Source organism: Microbacterium sp. T32 (assembly GCF_001619615.1).
In the GTDB taxonomy this organism is placed as follows: Bacteria; Actinomycetota; Actinomycetes; order Actinomycetales; family Microbacteriaceae; genus Microbacterium.
Genome location: NZ_LQQP01000002.1, coordinates 141,160 through 155,430, shown reverse-complemented (window position 1 = coordinate 155,430; position 14,271 = coordinate 141,160). Strand labels below are relative to the sequence as shown.

Here is a 14,271-nt window from a genome sequence, read left to right as displayed (position 1 = left end):
CGTGCAACGCACTCTCGTAAGAGTCGGTGTTTAGCGTTCCGGAGAACCCTGCACCGGGTTCGTGTCCCCGACATGCGAAGGATTCACACAGTGAAGCTCTCCCGACTCGCCCAGCTGGGCACCGTGGCCGCAGTGGCCTCTCTCGCCCTCGCCGGCTGCTCCTCCTCCAGCGGAGGCACCACCGAGTCCTCCCCGTCCGCCTCGTCCTCCGACGTCGCGTTCACGATCGACCCCAGCCTCGCCGGCACCATCACCGCCGGTGGCTCGAGCGCCCAGGCCAACGCGCAGGCTGCGTGGACCAGCGCCTACAACGCCACCGCCAAGGGCGTGACGATCAACTACGACAAGTCGCAGGGCTCCGGCGGCGGTGTCACCAACTTCCTGAGCGGCGCGTACGACTTCGCCGGCTCCGACTCGCCCCTCAACGCCGACCAGACCACGCAGTCCAAGGCGCTCTGCACCGACGGTGGCGTGAACATCCCGATCTACCTCGACGGTGTCGCGATCATCTTCAACATCCCCGGTGTGACCGAGCTCAAGCTCAGCGGCGAGACCATCGCGAAGATCTTCGCGCTGCAGATCACCGACTGGTCCGACCCGGCCATCACCAAGGACAACGGCACGGCTCTGGCCGCCGGCCCCATCACGACCGTCGCGCGTTCGGACGGCTCGGGCACCACGACCAACTTCACCAACTACCTCGCCGCGACGCAGTCGTCGGTCTGGACCTCGCCCGCGGGCAAGGACTGGCCGATCGAGGGCAACGTGTCGAAGCAGAAGGGTGGCTCGGGTGTCGTCGAGGCCGTCAAGGCCGGTTCGGGCACCATCGGCTACGCCGACCACTCCGCCATCGGCGACCTGAAGTCGGTCGCGATCATCCAGGACGGCACCGCGATCCCCTTCAGCCCCGAGGCCGTCACGGCGACCTTCGCGGCCGCGGCCGTCGACGCCGACAACGGCGTTCCCGGTGACCTGTCGAAGAAGTTCGACTACACCAAGCTCACCGCCGAGACGTACCCGATCCCGCTGGTCTCGTACGCCATCACCTGCACCGAGTTCAAGGACACCAAGCAGGCCGAGCTCGTGAAGTCGTACCTCGGCTTCATCACCAGCTCGCTCGGCCAGCAGGTCGCCGCGAAGAACGCCGGTTCGGCGCCGCTGCCCGAGTCGGTCCTCGCGGACGCCGCGAAGACGCTCGTGGCGATCAAGTAAATATCTCTCGGATCCGAACCGGTCCGCACCTCGGTGCGGGCCGGTTCGGGCTGATCAGAAGCGTCGACGTCCGCGTCGACGCTTCCGCTGAGCCCGACCATCCTCAGAGAGAATCCCGACCCGAGGAGCACACCATGACCATTGCCGAGCGCGAGGTCAGCCGTGGCTGACACCGTCTCTGCTCCCCCGGCCGGGGGCCCATCGACCATCGTCGGCAAGCGCCGCGCCGGAGACACGGCGTTCCTCGGGCTGTCGATGACGGCGGCCGTCTCGATCATGATCATCCTCGCGGGCGTCGCGATCTTCCTGATCATCAAGGGCCTGCCCGCCATCACCGGCAACTGGACCGAGGGCGACCTCGCCGGCTACCAGAACGGGTCGTGGACGAACTTCTGGGAGTACGTCGGCCCGCTCCTGTGGGGCAGCATCTGGGCGGCGCTGATCGCCATGGTGCTCGGCACGCCGGTGGCCATCGGCATCGCGCTGTTCATCTCGCACTACGCGCCGCGCCGCATCGCCGGCGCCCTCGGCTACATCGTCGACCTGCTGGCCGCGGTGCCGTCGATCGTGTTCGGCCTGTGGGGCATCATCGTGATGCGCCCGCTGCTGATCCCGGTGGGCCAGTTCCTCAACGAGTACCTGGGGTGGATCCCCCTCTTCGAGGGTTCGCCCTCGAGCACCGGGTCGACGCTGCTCACGGGTTCGGTGGTGCTCGCCGTCATGATCCTCCCGATCGTCACCTCGATAACGCGCGAGATCTTCCTGCAGACCCCGCGTCTGCACGAGGAGGCCGCACTGGCGCTCGGCGCCACGCGGTGGGAGATGATCCGCCTGTCGGTCTTCCCCTACGCGCGCAGCGGCATGGTGTCCGCCACGCTCCTCGGCCTCGGCCGCGCGCTGGGTGAGACCATGGCGATCGCCCTCATCATCTCGCCGAGCCTCATCTACTCGGTGCTGATCCTCACCGACGGCTACAACTCGCAGACCATCGCCGCCAACATCGCGCTGAACTTCCCCATCGCCACCGACCTGCAGCGCTCGGCGCTCATCGGCACCGGTCTGATGCTGTTCGTGGTGTCCCTCGCGGTGAACATCCTCGCTCGCTACATCATCGGCGCGACCGGCCCCGGTGCGAAGGGTCGCAAGAAGGGGAAGCGCTCGTGACCACCATGAAGGCGTCGTCGCAGGTGTCGACGGCATCCTCTGCCCTCGCGCTGACCAGCGGTCAGCTCCCGCGCTTCATCGAGCCGATGGTGCTGATCGGCGTCGCGGTGATCGTCGCGGTCATCCAGTTCCTCGTGGGCGGGTTCAATCTGGCCGCGTGGCTGATCCTCACCGCCGTGCTGTACCTGATCGCGATCGGCGTCGGGTCGACGATCGTCGAGAGCCGCCGCAAGGCCGTCGATCGCGTCATCCGCGGTCTCGTGACCGCCGCGTTCCTCCTCGCGGTCGCCCCCCTCATCTCGACGCTGTGGACCGTGGTGTCCAAGGGCCTCGAGGTTGTGAACTGGAACTTCATCACGCAGACGGGCGGTAGCGCGTTCGATCCCGACACGCTGGCGGTCGTCGCGACACCCGGCGCTCTCCAGGCCATCGTCGGAACCCTCATCATCACCGGCATCGCCGCTCTTATCTCGGTGCCGATCGGTATCCTCGCGGCGGTCTACCTCGTCGAGTACGCGCTCCCGACAAACCCGCTGCGCCGGACGATCACCTTCCTCGTCGATGTCATGACGGGTATCCCCTCGATCGTCGCCGGTCTGTTCGCCTTCTCGCTGTTCGCCCTCATCGTCGGACCGAAGGCGTTCAGCGGGTTCTCGGCATCCATCGCCCTGTGCGTGCTGATGATCCCCATCGTCATCCGCTCCACCGAAGAGATGCTGCGTCTGGTGCCCGCGGATCTGCGCGAAGCGTCGCTCGCCCTCGGCGTGCCGCGATCGGCCACGATCGTGAAGGTCGTGCTGCGCACGGCGGCGAGCGGCATCATCACCGGTGTCGTGCTGGCCGTGGCTCGCGTCGTCGGTGAGACGGCGCCGATCTTCATCGCCGCGAGCTTCACCGACAACTTCAACTCCAACCCGTTCGACGGCCCGATGCAGACCCTCCCCGTCATGGCGTACACCGCGTACAGCTTCCCGGGGCAGGACATCGACGCTTCTCAGGCCCAGGCCTGGGGCGCGGCGTTCCTGCTGGTCGTGCTCGTCGTCATCTTCAACCTGATCGCCCGCATCGTGGCCTCGGTGTTCGCACCGAAGGCGCGCTGATCCCAGGAAGGCCCCCGTGTCCAAGCGCATCGAGGTCGAAGACCTCAACGTCTACTACAGCGACTTCCTCGCGGTCGAAGGCGTCTCGATCGACATCCAGCCCCGCACCGTCACGGCCTTCATCGGCCCGTCCGGCTGCGGGAAGTCCACGTTCCTCCGCACGCTGAACCGCATGCACGAGGTCATCCCCGGCGGACACGTCAAGGGACGTGTCCTCGTCGACGGCGACGACCTGTACGGTCCCGGTGTCGACCCGGTGCTGGTGCGCCGCCACGTCGGCATGGTGTTCCAGCGTCCGAACCCGTTCCCGACCATGTCGATCCGCGAGAACGTCCTGGCGGGCGCGAAGCTCAACAACAAGCGCCTCTCGAAGAGCGACGGCGACGCGCTCGTCGAGAAGTCGCTGCAGGGCGCGAACCTCTGGAACGAGGTCAAGGACCGTCTCGACAAGCCGGGCGGCGGCCTCTCCGGCGGTCAGCAGCAGCGTCTGTGCATCGCCCGCGCGATCGCCGTCTCGCCGGACGTCCTGCTCATGGACGAGCCCTGCTCGGCCCTCGACCCCATCTCGACGTTCGCGATCGAGGAGCTCATCTCGGAGCTGAAGAACCAGTACACGATCGTCATCGTCACGCACAACATGCAGCAGGCGTCGCGTGTGAGCGACAAGACGGCGTTCTTCAACATCGCCGGCACCGGCAAGCCCGGCAAGCTCATCGAGTACAACGACACCTCGACGATCTTCACGGCGCCCACCGTTCAGGCGACCGAGGACTACGTCTCGGGACGCTTCGGATAAGCACCGCTCCCTCGCGATGGCCCCGCTTCGGCGGGGCCATCGTCGTTTCCGGACTCAGTCGCGCGGCGAGAGCAGATACGCGTTCAGTTCGTCGGTGAGGGCGCGATCGACGGTCTTCGCCTCGCCGTCCACCGCCGCGATCGGGGCCGCGAGCCGGACGCTGGACAGCAACCACGCGGCATCCGCTCGCGAGAGGTCCGACGCGGGCACCGTCTCGTACGCGGTCTCGAAACCGCGTTGCTCGAGGTGGGCGAACAGGCTCCGCTGGGTGGTTCCGTGCAGGATGCCGGCGTTCGGGGTCGGCGTGACGAAGCGGTCGCCGAAGCGCAGGACCACGGATGCCGTGGGCGCCTCCAGCACGAAGCCGTCGCTGGTGACGAACACGGCGTCGTCGGCCCCACGCCGCTTGGCCTCGCGGATCGCGGCCATGTTCACCGCGTACGAGAGGGTCTTCGCGCCGAGGAGGAGCCACGGCGCGCGCGCCGGCACGTCGGAGGCATAGCCGCGGTCGAGCGTCGTGACGCGCACGCCCTCCGTACGCGCACGCGCGCTGTCGGGCGCGTCTGCGAGGGTGATCCACGCGGTCGGCGTCGGGCCGTGCTCCACGCCGCGGCTGAGGATGAGCTTCACGACGCTCTCCCCCGCCGGCGCCTCGGCGGCGACGCGGGCGATCGCGGCCCGCCACTGGTCGAGGTTCGGCGTCGGGAGCTCGCACAGGTCCGCGGAGTGCGCGAGGCGGGCGAGGTGGGGCTCGACCTCCTGAACGTGACCGTCGATCGCGCCGAGCGACTCGAAGATCCCGTCACCGCGCTGGGCGCTGAGGTCGCCGACGCGCAGCGCTGCGCCGCCGGGATCGATCACCGTGAAGGTGTCGGAGAAGTCGTTTCGCCGGATATCGGATGCCACGGGGTCGATCATGAGAGCGAAACGCCAAGCCATGCATCGACCCTATGCCCCCGTACCGACACGCCCGGTTCGCGTCAACCACCCCGCGCGAGGGAATGCCTCGGCGCCGCGCTTGTTACACTTTCATAGCCGGGCCGCAGTAACCCCGGGCTCCATCTTCTGCCGCTGCGAGCGGCCTTGCGCCGAGAGGCGTTCTGCGGCCCGGCACTTTTCTGCCCCGGCGGCGCGGCATCCATCGCCGAGTGTCCACGACACGCCGCTGGGCACTCCCGGCGCGGCGTGTCGTGGACACTCGCCTCGGATCAGGTCAGCGCATCGCGGCGCCACAGCGCGGCCGCGGCCGCGAGGTCGTCGGCGTAGGTCGAGAGGCGCAGCGCGCGCGTGGTGAGCGCCGTGGCGCGCTCCGACTCGGTGTTCTCGTAGTCGTCGGCGAGGTGCGTCGCACCAGACGCCTGGATGCGGCAGAAGGCCGCCGCCCGCTCCAGCGCGACGGCGAAATCGCCCTCGAACAGGCCGCGCAGGATCGTGTCGATGAGCTGCACCAGCTCCTCAGGACCCGCGGGAGCCGGGGCGCCGACGACCACCGGGTCGACGGTCGCCATCTCGGCGCGCCCGCGCTCGAACAGCAGCGCGGCGGTCGCGGCGTCGTCGTGGATCATGAGCTGCAGCAGGTACAACCGCCACAGCGCGCCCGGGAGCGACCGGGCGGGGGAACGGGACCACAGCTCGGCGATGTCGTCGATGCCGTGGTCGTCGGTGAACGCCACGAGACGCTCGACGACGTCGACGGACGGGTCGGCACGGACGCGTGACAGGAGGGCGTGGGCGGTGCTGTGCGCGACGCGCGACACCTCGGCGGGGTCCTCGGCGGCGAACAGTCGGTCGAACAGCTCAGCGGGGCGCCGGATGGGCTTGTGGAAATCGCGAGGGGAATCGCTCATCGTTCCAGGCTAGAGCGTGTCCCGCTCGGGCCGGGCCGGAGCGACGACCGTTCAGGCGGTGGCCACCGCGACGACGGGAGCCGAGCTGGGGGTGCCGTCCGGCGACCCGCCAGCGGGTTCCACCGTCACGGCGATCACGTCACCGGAGTGGAACTGCCCCTGCAGCACAGCGGTCGCCTTGCCCGTGGCATCCGTCGAGAAGATCCCTGCCGCGATGGGCGTGTCGTCACGGACGAACCAGAGCTCGTAGGTCCGGTCCGTCGGGAGGGCGGGCATGCCATCGGTCACGAGCACGCTCTGACCCGTGGATGCCGACCAGTGCGCCGTCACGACGCCGCCGTCGGGCATGGTCGTGGAGGCCGACTGCGCGTCGGGAGCGGACGTGATCTGCTCGAGAGCGACGACGGATGCCGGCCGAGTGAGCTGCTGACTGATCGTCACGGCACCGAAGCCGAGCACGAGCACGGCCACGAGGGACGCGGCGAGGGTGAACCAGCGACGGAGGCCCCAGCCGGACCCGGCGACGACCGCGGGCTTCGCGTCGCTCACGACCTCGACCGGGGCGGGGCCGGCGGCCGCGTAATCCTCCGTGTCGCCTGAGTTCTGCTGCGGCTCGACGGGGATCTGCGGGAGGTCGGTGATGCGCGCCAGCAGGGAGGCTCGGATGGATGCCGGCGGCTCGACGGGCGCGATCGTGTCGCTGATCGCGGCGACGGCGTCAGCGGCATCCTGGACGTGGGAGGACCAGTGCGGATTGCCCGCCAGAGCCTCCTGGTATGCGCGTTCGTCTGCATCGGAAAGCGCATTCAGCGCGTGACCGGCAGCGAGGTCGGCGAAATCCCTCTCGTTCACTTGTCCACCCCCATCTCCGTTCTCAAGCGCGACAGGCCGTCGCGCATCCTGGTCTTGACCGTACCGAGCGGCGCTCCGACGAGCGTAGCGATTTCACTTTGGCTGTACCCACCGAAGTAGGCCAGCGAGAGCGCTTCTTTCTGCGCGTCGGGCAACGTCGCGAGTGCGTCCACGACGCGCCGCCCTTCGATCTTGAGTTCTACGTTCTCTGAGACATCGTCGTACGCGACGTCGATATTCCGGAAGCCCGCGCGCACGTCACGATCGACGCTCGACTGCGATGACCGCACGCGGTCCACCGCTCGTCGGTGTGCGATCGTGAGGACCCACGACCTTCCCTGACCTTTGTTCGGAGTGAAGCGCGCGGCGGATTGCCAGATCTCCAGGAAGACCTCCTGCAGCACTTCCTCGCTCTGCGACCGGTCGACGAGCACCCGCAGGATGAGACCGAACGCGCGAGCCGACAGGGTGTCGTACAGCTCGGCGAAGGCGTTCCGATCGCCGGCGGCGATTTTCTGCAGCAATTCTCCGACGTGGTCGACGTGGTCCGCCCCGTCCTCGGGGAGAGAGAAACCGTCGATCACCATGAATCCCAGCATGCCGTACCGCCCCGGGACTTCCCTCCCCCGTGCGCGCGTGGCGCAAGAGCGCTACGGAAACGTGATCCTGATCGTCGGTCGATGGCCGGGACGTCGGGTCGATGGCATCCAGGAAAACATTCTCAAGAATATTTTCGGCCCTCTGAACTGGTCTTTTCCCGGCTGGCGGGCACCGATTCGCAAAAATCCGCAATCCGAACGCGAGGGGGTCCCGAAGACCCTGTGTACGCCGCAACACGGCGAACCGCCCCCCGCACCGGGGTGTCCTTACGGGTCGCAGCCGCGGTCCGAACGATTTCGGAGGAATGTCATGCTGAAGAACAAGAAGCCTGTCGTCGCCGGTCTCGCCCTCGTGCTGGGTTCGGCCTTCGCTCTCACCGCATGTTCGGGTGGCTCCACCACCGCCGGCGGCACCACCGAGGAGTCCTCGGCTGCTCCCTCGATGGCCGCGTCCCCCTCGGCCTCGTCGAACACGATGGACCCGGCCGCCAACCTCGTGGGCCCCGGTTGCGCCGACTACGCCGCCGCCGTCCCGTCGGGCGCCGGTTCGGTCGAGGGCATGGCCGCCGACCCCGTGGCCGTCGCCGCGTCGAACAACCCGCTGCTCAAGACCCTGACCGCTGCGGTCAGCGGCCAGCTGAACCCCGACGTCAACCTCGTCGACACGCTCAACGGCGGCGAGTTCACGGTCTTCGCTCCGGTCGACGACGCCTTCGGCAAGATCGACCCCGCCGTCATCGACTCGCTGAAGACCGACTCGGCCACGCTGACCAAGATCCTCACGTACCACGTGGTCCCCGGCCAGATCACCCCCGACGAGATCGACGGCACGCACGCCACGGTCGAGGGCCAGGACGTCACCGTCTCCGGCTCGGGCGACTCGATCAAGGTCAACGACGCCAACGTCATCTGCGGTGGCGTTCAGACCGCCAACGCGACCGTGTACCTCATCGACTCGGTGCTGATGCCCCCGGCCATGTGATCTCACATGTCCGGACCGATCACTGACGGATCGGACCTGACGGCGAGCGCCGGACCCCAGGCGAGGGGGTCCGGCGCTCGCTCTTTTGTGCGTTCAGGCGCGGCTGTTCCACGCGGCCGTTGGTGGCCCCGGGGCGACAGACGTGGACCCGGGGCCACGCGCGGGCGCGGACACCCCGCGACCGCCGGTAGGGTGGATGCCACGGGCCTCTAGCTCAGTCGGTAGAGCATCGGACTTTTAATCCGCGGGTCGAGGGTTCGAGCCCCTCGGGGCCCACGACACGGAAACCTCGTCGAGATCACTGGCGTTCCCGCGGCCTTCAGGCCGCTACCCAGCCGACGTCCGAAGGACATAGCGGTCTGGGACGGTGAGCGTGTGGAAATAGTGGACGAAGACCTCGCCCGCCTCGTCCGCCCTGAACACCTCGTCCGGGAACACGACGGCGCGGCCCGTCCCCCCGAAGAACTCGATTGCCACCGCCGGCTTTCTCTTGCGGCGGCCGCCGCGCCCGACGACATAAAGGCGTTCCACGCCGTCCTCATCCACGCGTCGCCACTCGACGGTCATCGCCTCCGCGCTTCCGGCTGCCTGCAGGAACACGCTCGGCAGGCTTTCACGCGTCACGTCCCACACGCTTTGACCGTCGGTCAGCTTCGAAAGAGCGAACGTCGAACGACCCGGTTCCCCGACCAGAGAGAGCATGCGGCGCAGGTTGTCCTCGTAGGACCGCGGACTGTTGGGGAGGTTGGCAAACGAGGCACCGTTAACCTCATAGACGAACGTGGGGTTAGGGCTTGTCATGGCACTCGCTTCAGATGGACGCTGGTAACGCTCATGATCTTGCCGTCGCAGCTCTCAGAAGCGCAGTACCAGACCAACGCCAACAGCGAAGCAGATGAGCCCGCCCGCACCAGAAGCGATCGAGAAGACCTTGGCATCCGACGGTGTCGTGATCGGCACCGGCTCGCGCGAGAAGGTGAAGAACGTGGGCGGAAGCGAGAGGCGATGCGTGAAGCGGAAGCAAAGCCACGCGAGCAGGGAGTCGACCGCGCCCAGGACGAAGCCGAGCGTCGCTGCCGCCGTCGCGATCGACGCCGCTCCCCTCCCCCCTCCGTACAGGCCGAGAAATGCCAAGACGGCCTGGACGAAGAAGATCGCCGACATTGCCAGAACACCCAACGCCACGATGAGGAATCTCTTGCCGTCGGGAGTCCTGTCGAGGTCGAGCTTGCTCGCAAACGGCACACCCTGGATCTCACGAAATTGACCGATCGTCTCGGAGTCCAGGAATACACGAGCCGCGTATATCGCCGCCGCCAAGACCAGCAGAGATGCTCCTGCCAGACAGAAGACAAAGCCAGCCAAGTTACTCAACGGTTCCGCCCATGAGCTCGATAATGTCCGGCCACCCTCGCTCTCCAACCTGCCCGAACACCCCAGGGGCTGCAACGGCGCGAACTCGGTGCCCACACCCTATCCGGCCCCACCCCTCCTGATTTCCTAGAGGCTGCTCCTCTCCCCAACAGGTCAGCGAACGGTCAGCCCTCGATGTCGCGGTCCGCTCCGCGCACGGCAGCCTCCCCTCACCCCGCCGCGATACCCTGGAATCCGGCGCAGCCGCCCGTGCGGGCCCCGCCCACACACTATGAAGACCTCCTCGCTCTCCGCCCTGCGTCACGACGCGCCGGTGCTCGTCGTCGGCGACGGTCGCATGGGCCGCGCGCTCGCGATCGCCCTGTCGGACGCGGGCGTGCCCGTGGTCGGCCCCGCGGGCCGCGGCGAGAACGGGGCGGATGCCGGAATCGTTCTCCTGGCCGTGCCGGATGCCGCGATCGCCGACGCGGCACGGGCCGTCGCGCCCGGCCGACTCGTCGGACACCTGTCGGGCGCGCTCGACCTTTCCGTGCTCGCGCCGCACGAGGCATTCGGCATCCATCCGCTCATGACCGTCACGGGCGCCGGAGCGACCTTCGCGGGGGTGACCGCCGCCCTCGCCGGTACGACGCCGCGGGCGCACGCCACCGCAGAAGCGCTCGCGGACGTGCTCAGGATGACGGGTGTCACGGTACGCGACGAGGATCGCGCGGCGTACCACGCGGCTGCCTCGATCGCCGCGAACTTCCTGGTCACGCTCGAGGGCATGGCCGAAGACCTCGCCGCGACCGCGGGAGTCGACCGGGACGCTCTGGTTCCGCTCGTGCGCGCCGCGGTCGAGAACTGGGCCGACCGCGGGGCGGCATCCGCCCTCACCGGACCGGTCTCGCGCGGCGACGACGTCACCGTCGCCCGCCAGCGCGCCGCGATCGCGGAGCGACTCCCCGACCGCCTCGCGCTCTTCGACGCACTCGTGGACGCGACGCGCGACCTGGCCGCGACGCAGCGCGCCGGAACGACGGCCGCCCCGTGAGCCCGCGGATCGCCCGCACCGTCGCCGAACTGCGCGCGGCGCTCGCCCCGCACCGAGCGGACGGCGTGGGGTTCGTCCCCACGATGGGCGCGCTCCACGAGGGACACCTCTCGCTCCTGCGCGCCGCGCGCGACGACAACGGCACCGTGGTCCTCTCGATCTTCGTGAACCCGACGCAGTTCGGCGAAGCCGCCGACCTCGACGCCTACCCGCGCACCGAAGCGGCGGACGTCGCCCTCGCCGCGGAGGCGGGCGTCGACGTGGTCTTCGCGCCCTCCGTCGCCGAGATGTACCCGGCCGGCTTCGCCACCATGGTGTCGGTGGGCGGGGCGATCACCGGCACGCTCGAGGGCGCCGAGCGCGGACGTTCCCACTTCGACGGGGTCGCCACGGTCGTCGCAAAGCTGCTGCTCGCGGTGCAGCCCGACCGCGCCTACTTCGGCGCGAAGGATGCCCAGCAGGTCGTCGTCGTCCGCCGCATGGTGGCGGACCTCGGCATCCCGGTCGAGATCGTCACGCTGCCCACCTCCCGCGACGCGGACGGCCTCGCCCGCTCCAGCCGCAACACGCGCCTCTCCCCCCGCGACCGCGCGGTCGCGGCGGCGATTCCGCGGTCGCTCCGAGCGGCACAGGATGCCTTCGCCGGTGGCATCCGGGATCCTCGGTCCCTCACGGACACGGTGCGCGCCGAGCTCGCCGGCCTGAACCCCGAGTACGTCGAGGTCGTGGATGCCGACAGCCTTGCGCCGATCGCGGAGGTCGAGCGACCCGCGCTCCTCGCGCTGGCGGTACGGGTCGGTCCGGTCCGACTCATCGACAACGTGGTGCTGGTCCCGGGTCTCGATGACCGGATCCCCCTCGGCCCCAACGGAAGCGATCACGCATGACGCGTTCGAAAGTCACCCTGCGCTCGCTGCGCGACCTCGCCAACGCCGACACGCCGATCGTCATGGTCACGGCCTACGACTTCCCCTCGGGACGCGTCGCCGAGCGCGCGGGCGTCGACATCGTGCTGGTCGGAGACTCCGGCGCGCAGGTCGTCCTCGGCCTTCCGGACACGACCTCGGTGACGCTCGACGAGATGCTGACGCTGGCCAAGGCCGTCCGCCGTGCCGTGCAGACGCCCCTCGTCGTGTGCGACCTCCCCTTCGGCACCACCGAGCTGACCGATGAGCAGGCCGTCGCGACCTCGGTGCGGTTCGTCCAGGAGGCCGGCGCCGACGCGGTCAAGCTCGAGGGTGCGAATCCCGCGCGGCTCTCGCGACTGCGGGCGATCGTTGCGGCCGGCATCCCCGTCGTCGGCCACGTCGGCCTGACGCCGCAGACGGCGACGGCGCTCGGCGGACTCCGCGCGCAGGGCCGCACGGCCGACGACGCGATCCGGGTCGCGCGTGACGCTCTCGCGGTTCAGGATGCCGGCGCGTTCGCGCTCGTCATCGAAGCCGTTCCCGCCGACGTGGTGGATGAGATCCGCCGGGCGCTCCGCATCCCGGTGATCGGGATCGGCGCGGGCACGGCCGACGGCCAAGTGCTCGTCCAGCACGACCTCCTCGGGATCACGGAGGGGCGCGCGCCGGTGTTCGTGAAGCGGTACGCCGCGGTCGGCGACGCGATGGTCGAGGCCGTCGAGGCGTACGCGCGCGAGGTCCGCGAGGGCGCGTTCCCGGCGGCGGAGCACGTCTATCCGACGTCCGCCGAGGTCGCCGCGGCCGTGCGCGCGTACGTCGAGGGCAGAAGCCGCTAGCTCCCGCTCTTCGCCCAGCCGTCCGGAGCGGCGATGTTGAACATCCAGGCGACGCCCCACGGGTCGATGAGCTCGCCGTAGAAGTCGCCCCAGACCTGCTTCTCCAGCGCCTGCACGACCTCCGAGCCCTGTTCGACGAACCGGTCGTAGAACCCGGCGACGCGATCGATCTCGTCGCTCATGAACGCCGCGTGCACGCGGTTCTTCCCCCATCCCTCGGCCGGTTCTCCAAAGGCATCCGCTCCCATGACCGTGAACCCCTCGGCGCGGAGCTCCGAATGCATGACTCCGTCGGCGGGAGCGTCGGGCATTCCGAAGTCGGCGAACGTGGCGATCTGCAGGTCACCGCCGAACACCGACTGGTAGAAGGTCATCGCCTCGCGGGCGTGGCCGGCGAACGAGATGTAGACGACGAGCGAGGTAGGCACGGCGGCATCCTTCGTGCGAGAGGAGCGATTCGTTCTCACCGTAGACCGGAGAGGGTGCGGTGAGAAGGCCGTGAGCGCATCCGCACCTCTCATAGACAGGGCATAGGAACGGTGAGGATGCCGTGAGGGCGGGGCCGCGATGATGACGGAGTCCCGACCGACCGGCATCCAGGAGTCCGATATGAACCGCATCCCCGAACCCGAGCAGACGCCCTCCGGCCCGGCGTACGAGGGGCGCTTGCTCGACCGACCCGACGACGAAGTGGTGGACCAGGGCGCCGGGTTCGACCTGCGGACGATGGTCGGTCGACGCGGACTGCTCGGCCTGGTCGGCCTGGGCGCGGGAGCGACGATCCTCGCCGCGTGCACGCCGCAGAGCGAGGCCGCTGTGACCACGACGCCCTCACCCACGGCCAGCGCGACACCGACGGCCTCGGCATCCGCCGCGAGCTTCGCGACGGAGGAGATCCCGCAGGAGACCAACGGCCCCTACCCCGCCGACGGAACGGCGAACGTGAACGTGCTCGAGCGCTCGGGCATGCTCCGGAGCGACATCCGCTCGAGCCTCGACGGTGGGGCGACCGCGGATGGCGTCCCCCTCACGTTCACCTTCACGCTGAGCGATCTCGCGAACGGCAACGCCGCCTACGCCGGGGCGGCCGTGTACATCTGGCACTGCGACGCGCAGGGGTTGTACTCGATGTACTCCGACGCGATCGTGAACGAGACGTACCTCCGCGGCATCCAGGTGGCGGACGCGCAGGGGCGCGTGACGTTCACGACGATCGTTCCCGGCTGCTACCGCGGACGCTGGACCCACATCCATTTCGAGGTGTACCCGGATGCCGCGTCGGCGACGAACGTGTCGAATCAGATCGCGACGTCGCAGGTGGCGTTCCCGAAGGACATGCTCGACGCGGTCTATCGCGACTCCGCGTACTCCGGCTCGACCGAGAACCTCGCCGATCTCGGGAGCATCGACAACGACAACGTGTTCTCCGACGGGTACGCCCTGGAGATGGCGAGCTTCGTCGGCGACGCGAGCACCGGTTACGTCGGAACCCTCGCGGTGGCGGTGGATGCCACGACCTCGGCGGCCGTGTCTTCGCCCGGCGGGCCGCGGTCCTGACGTGGGCCCGC

Annotated in this window: 16 protein-coding genes and 1 tRNA gene; 10 read left to right on the top strand and 7 right to left on the bottom strand. The window is 68.9% G+C overall.

The window, feature by feature from the left end:
• The first annotated feature begins 90 nt into the window (after positions 1–90).
• The 4 genes from AVW09_RS01555 (at position 91) to pstB (ending at position 4,272) form a co-directional block, all read left to right on the top strand.
• Positions 91–1,212, top strand: a complete 1,122-nt coding sequence (locus tag AVW09_RS01555) for a phosphate ABC transporter substrate-binding protein PstS (RefSeq protein ID WP_063256336.1) — start codon at positions 91–93, stop codon at positions 1,210–1,212.
• A gap of 162 nt (positions 1,213–1,374) precedes the next feature.
• Positions 1,375–2,376, top strand: a complete 1,002-nt coding sequence (gene pstC / locus AVW09_RS01550) for a phosphate ABC transporter permease subunit PstC (RefSeq protein ID WP_063256335.1) — start codon at positions 1,375–1,377, stop codon at positions 2,374–2,376.
• Between the two features lie 5 nt (positions 2,377–2,381).
• Positions 2,382–3,476, top strand: a complete 1,095-nt coding sequence (gene pstA / locus AVW09_RS01545; RefSeq protein ID WP_063256401.1) for a phosphate ABC transporter permease PstA — start codon at positions 2,382–2,384, stop codon at positions 3,474–3,476.
• Positions 3,477–3,492: 16 nt separating this feature from the next.
• The gene (gene pstB / locus AVW09_RS01540) at positions 3,493–4,272 is read left to right on the top strand and encodes a phosphate ABC transporter ATP-binding protein PstB (protein ID WP_063256334.1); all 780 of its coding nucleotides are present in this window, start codon (positions 3,493–3,495) and stop codon (positions 4,270–4,272) included.
• Positions 4,273–4,326: 54 nt separating this feature from the next.
• Here pstB and AVW09_RS01535 read toward each other — a convergent pair whose 3' ends face one another.
• The 4 genes from AVW09_RS01535 to sigK all read right to left on the bottom strand — a co-directional run bounded on the left by AVW09_RS01535 (position 4,327) and on the right by sigK (position 7,570).
• Positions 4,327–5,211, bottom strand: a complete 885-nt coding sequence (locus AVW09_RS01535) for an aminodeoxychorismate lyase (RefSeq protein WP_063256333.1) — start codon at positions 5,209–5,211, stop codon at positions 4,327–4,329.
• A 269-nt stretch (positions 5,212–5,480) separates the two neighbouring features.
• On the bottom strand, positions 5,481–6,119 hold the full coding sequence (locus tag AVW09_RS01530) for a hypothetical protein (protein WP_063256332.1): 639 nt from the start codon (positions 6,117–6,119) through the stop codon (positions 5,481–5,483).
• A 51-nt stretch (positions 6,120–6,170) separates the two neighbouring features.
• On the bottom strand, positions 6,171–6,971 hold the full coding sequence (locus AVW09_RS01525; RefSeq protein WP_063256331.1) for an anti-sigma factor: 801 nt from the start codon (positions 6,969–6,971) through the stop codon (positions 6,171–6,173).
• Positions 6,968–7,570, bottom strand: a complete 603-nt coding sequence (gene sigK / locus AVW09_RS01520) for an ECF RNA polymerase sigma factor SigK (RefSeq protein ID WP_197462531.1) — start codon at positions 7,568–7,570, stop codon at positions 6,968–6,970. The genes AVW09_RS01525 and sigK overlap by 4 nt, the downstream gene beginning before the upstream one ends.
• A 310-nt stretch (positions 7,571–7,880) precedes the next feature.
• On the opposite strand from sigK, the gene AVW09_RS01515 reads away from it, so the two are divergent.
• Both AVW09_RS01515 and AVW09_RS01510 read left to right on the top strand, forming a co-directional pair.
• Positions 7,881–8,552 (top strand): fasciclin domain-containing protein, encoded by a 672-nt coding sequence (locus tag AVW09_RS01515; protein ID WP_063256330.1) that lies wholly within the window; start codon positions 7,881–7,883, stop codon positions 8,550–8,552.
• A 203-nt stretch (positions 8,553–8,755) separates the two neighbouring features.
• Positions 8,756–8,828, top strand: a tRNA-Lys gene (locus tag AVW09_RS01510).
• A gap of 51 nt (positions 8,829–8,879) precedes the next feature.
• Here the strand turns inward: AVW09_RS01510 and AVW09_RS01505 are convergent.
• The gene (locus AVW09_RS01505; RefSeq protein WP_063256329.1) at positions 8,880–9,254 is read right to left on the bottom strand and encodes a hypothetical protein; all 375 of its coding nucleotides are present in this window, start codon (positions 9,252–9,254) and stop codon (positions 8,880–8,882) included.
• Between the two features lie 153 nt (positions 9,255–9,407).
• The gene (locus AVW09_RS01500) at positions 9,408–10,022 is read right to left on the bottom strand and encodes a hypothetical protein (protein WP_063256328.1); all 615 of its coding nucleotides are present in this window, start codon (positions 10,020–10,022) and stop codon (positions 9,408–9,410) included.
• Positions 10,023–10,197: 175 nt separating this feature from the next.
• Here AVW09_RS01500 and AVW09_RS01495 point away from each other — a divergent pair, with 175 nt between their 5' ends.
• Genes AVW09_RS01495 through panB form a run of 3 tightly spaced genes read left to right on the top strand, consistent with a single transcriptional unit; the run spans position 10,198 to position 12,703 of the window.
• Positions 10,198–10,959, top strand: a complete 762-nt coding sequence (locus tag AVW09_RS01495; RefSeq protein WP_063256327.1) for a DUF2520 domain-containing protein — start codon at positions 10,198–10,200, stop codon at positions 10,957–10,959.
• The gene (gene panC, locus AVW09_RS01490) at positions 10,956–11,846 is read left to right on the top strand and encodes a pantoate--beta-alanine ligase (RefSeq protein WP_063256326.1); all 891 of its coding nucleotides are present in this window, start codon (positions 10,956–10,958) and stop codon (positions 11,844–11,846) included. Before AVW09_RS01495 ends, panC begins: the two co-directional genes overlap by 4 nt.
• Positions 11,843–12,703: a 3-methyl-2-oxobutanoate hydroxymethyltransferase gene (gene panB, locus AVW09_RS01485; protein WP_063256325.1), complete on the top strand. Its 861-nt coding sequence runs from the start codon at positions 11,843–11,845 to the stop codon at positions 12,701–12,703. Before panC ends, panB begins: the two co-directional genes overlap by 4 nt.
• Here the strand turns inward: panB and AVW09_RS01480 are convergent.
• Complete coding sequence (locus AVW09_RS01480; protein WP_063256324.1) at positions 12,700–13,131, bottom strand: VOC family protein; 432 nt, start codon at positions 13,129–13,131, stop codon at positions 12,700–12,702. The two genes, panB and AVW09_RS01480, sit on opposite strands and share 4 nt — an antisense overlap.
• Before the next feature lie 181 nt (positions 13,132–13,312).
• Here AVW09_RS01480 and AVW09_RS01475 point away from each other — a divergent pair, with 181 nt between their 5' ends.
• Positions 13,313–14,260, top strand: coding sequence for a dioxygenase family protein (locus AVW09_RS01475; protein ID WP_063256399.1), 948 nt, complete (start codon positions 13,313–13,315; stop codon positions 14,258–14,260).
• Positions 14,261–14,271: the final 11 nt, after the last annotated feature.

Excerpts from the sequence above, each read along its gene's own strand:
- AVW09_RS01475 (WP_063256399.1), top strand. The coding sequence starts at position 13,313 with ATGAACCGCATCCCCGAACCCGAGCAGACGCCCTCCGGCCCGGCGTAC.
- AVW09_RS01515 (WP_063256330.1), top strand. The coding sequence starts at position 7,881 with ATGCTGAAGAACAAGAAGCCTGTCGTCGCCGGTCTCGCCCTCGTGCTG.
- panB (WP_063256325.1), top strand. The coding sequence starts at position 11,843 with ATGACGCGTTCGAAAGTCACCCTGCGCTCGCTGCGCGACCTCGCCAAC.
- sigK (WP_197462531.1), bottom strand. The coding sequence starts at position 7,570 with ATGCTGGGATTCATGGTGATCGACGGTTTCTCTCTCCCCGAGGACGGG.
- pstA (WP_063256401.1), top strand. The coding sequence starts at position 2,382 with ATGAAGGCGTCGTCGCAGGTGTCGACGGCATCCTCTGCCCTCGCGCTG.
- AVW09_RS01495 (WP_063256327.1), top strand. The coding sequence starts at position 10,198 with ATGAAGACCTCCTCGCTCTCCGCCCTGCGTCACGACGCGCCGGTGCTC.
- AVW09_RS01505 (WP_063256329.1), bottom strand. The coding sequence starts at position 9,254 with ATGCTCTCTCTGGTCGGGGAACCGGGTCGTTCGACGTTCGCTCTTTCG.
- AVW09_RS01530 (WP_063256332.1), bottom strand. The coding sequence starts at position 6,119 with ATGAGCGATTCCCCTCGCGATTTCCACAAGCCCATCCGGCGCCCCGCT.
- AVW09_RS01535 (WP_063256333.1), bottom strand. The coding sequence starts at position 5,211 with ATGGCTTGGCGTTTCGCTCTCATGATCGACCCCGTGGCATCCGATATC.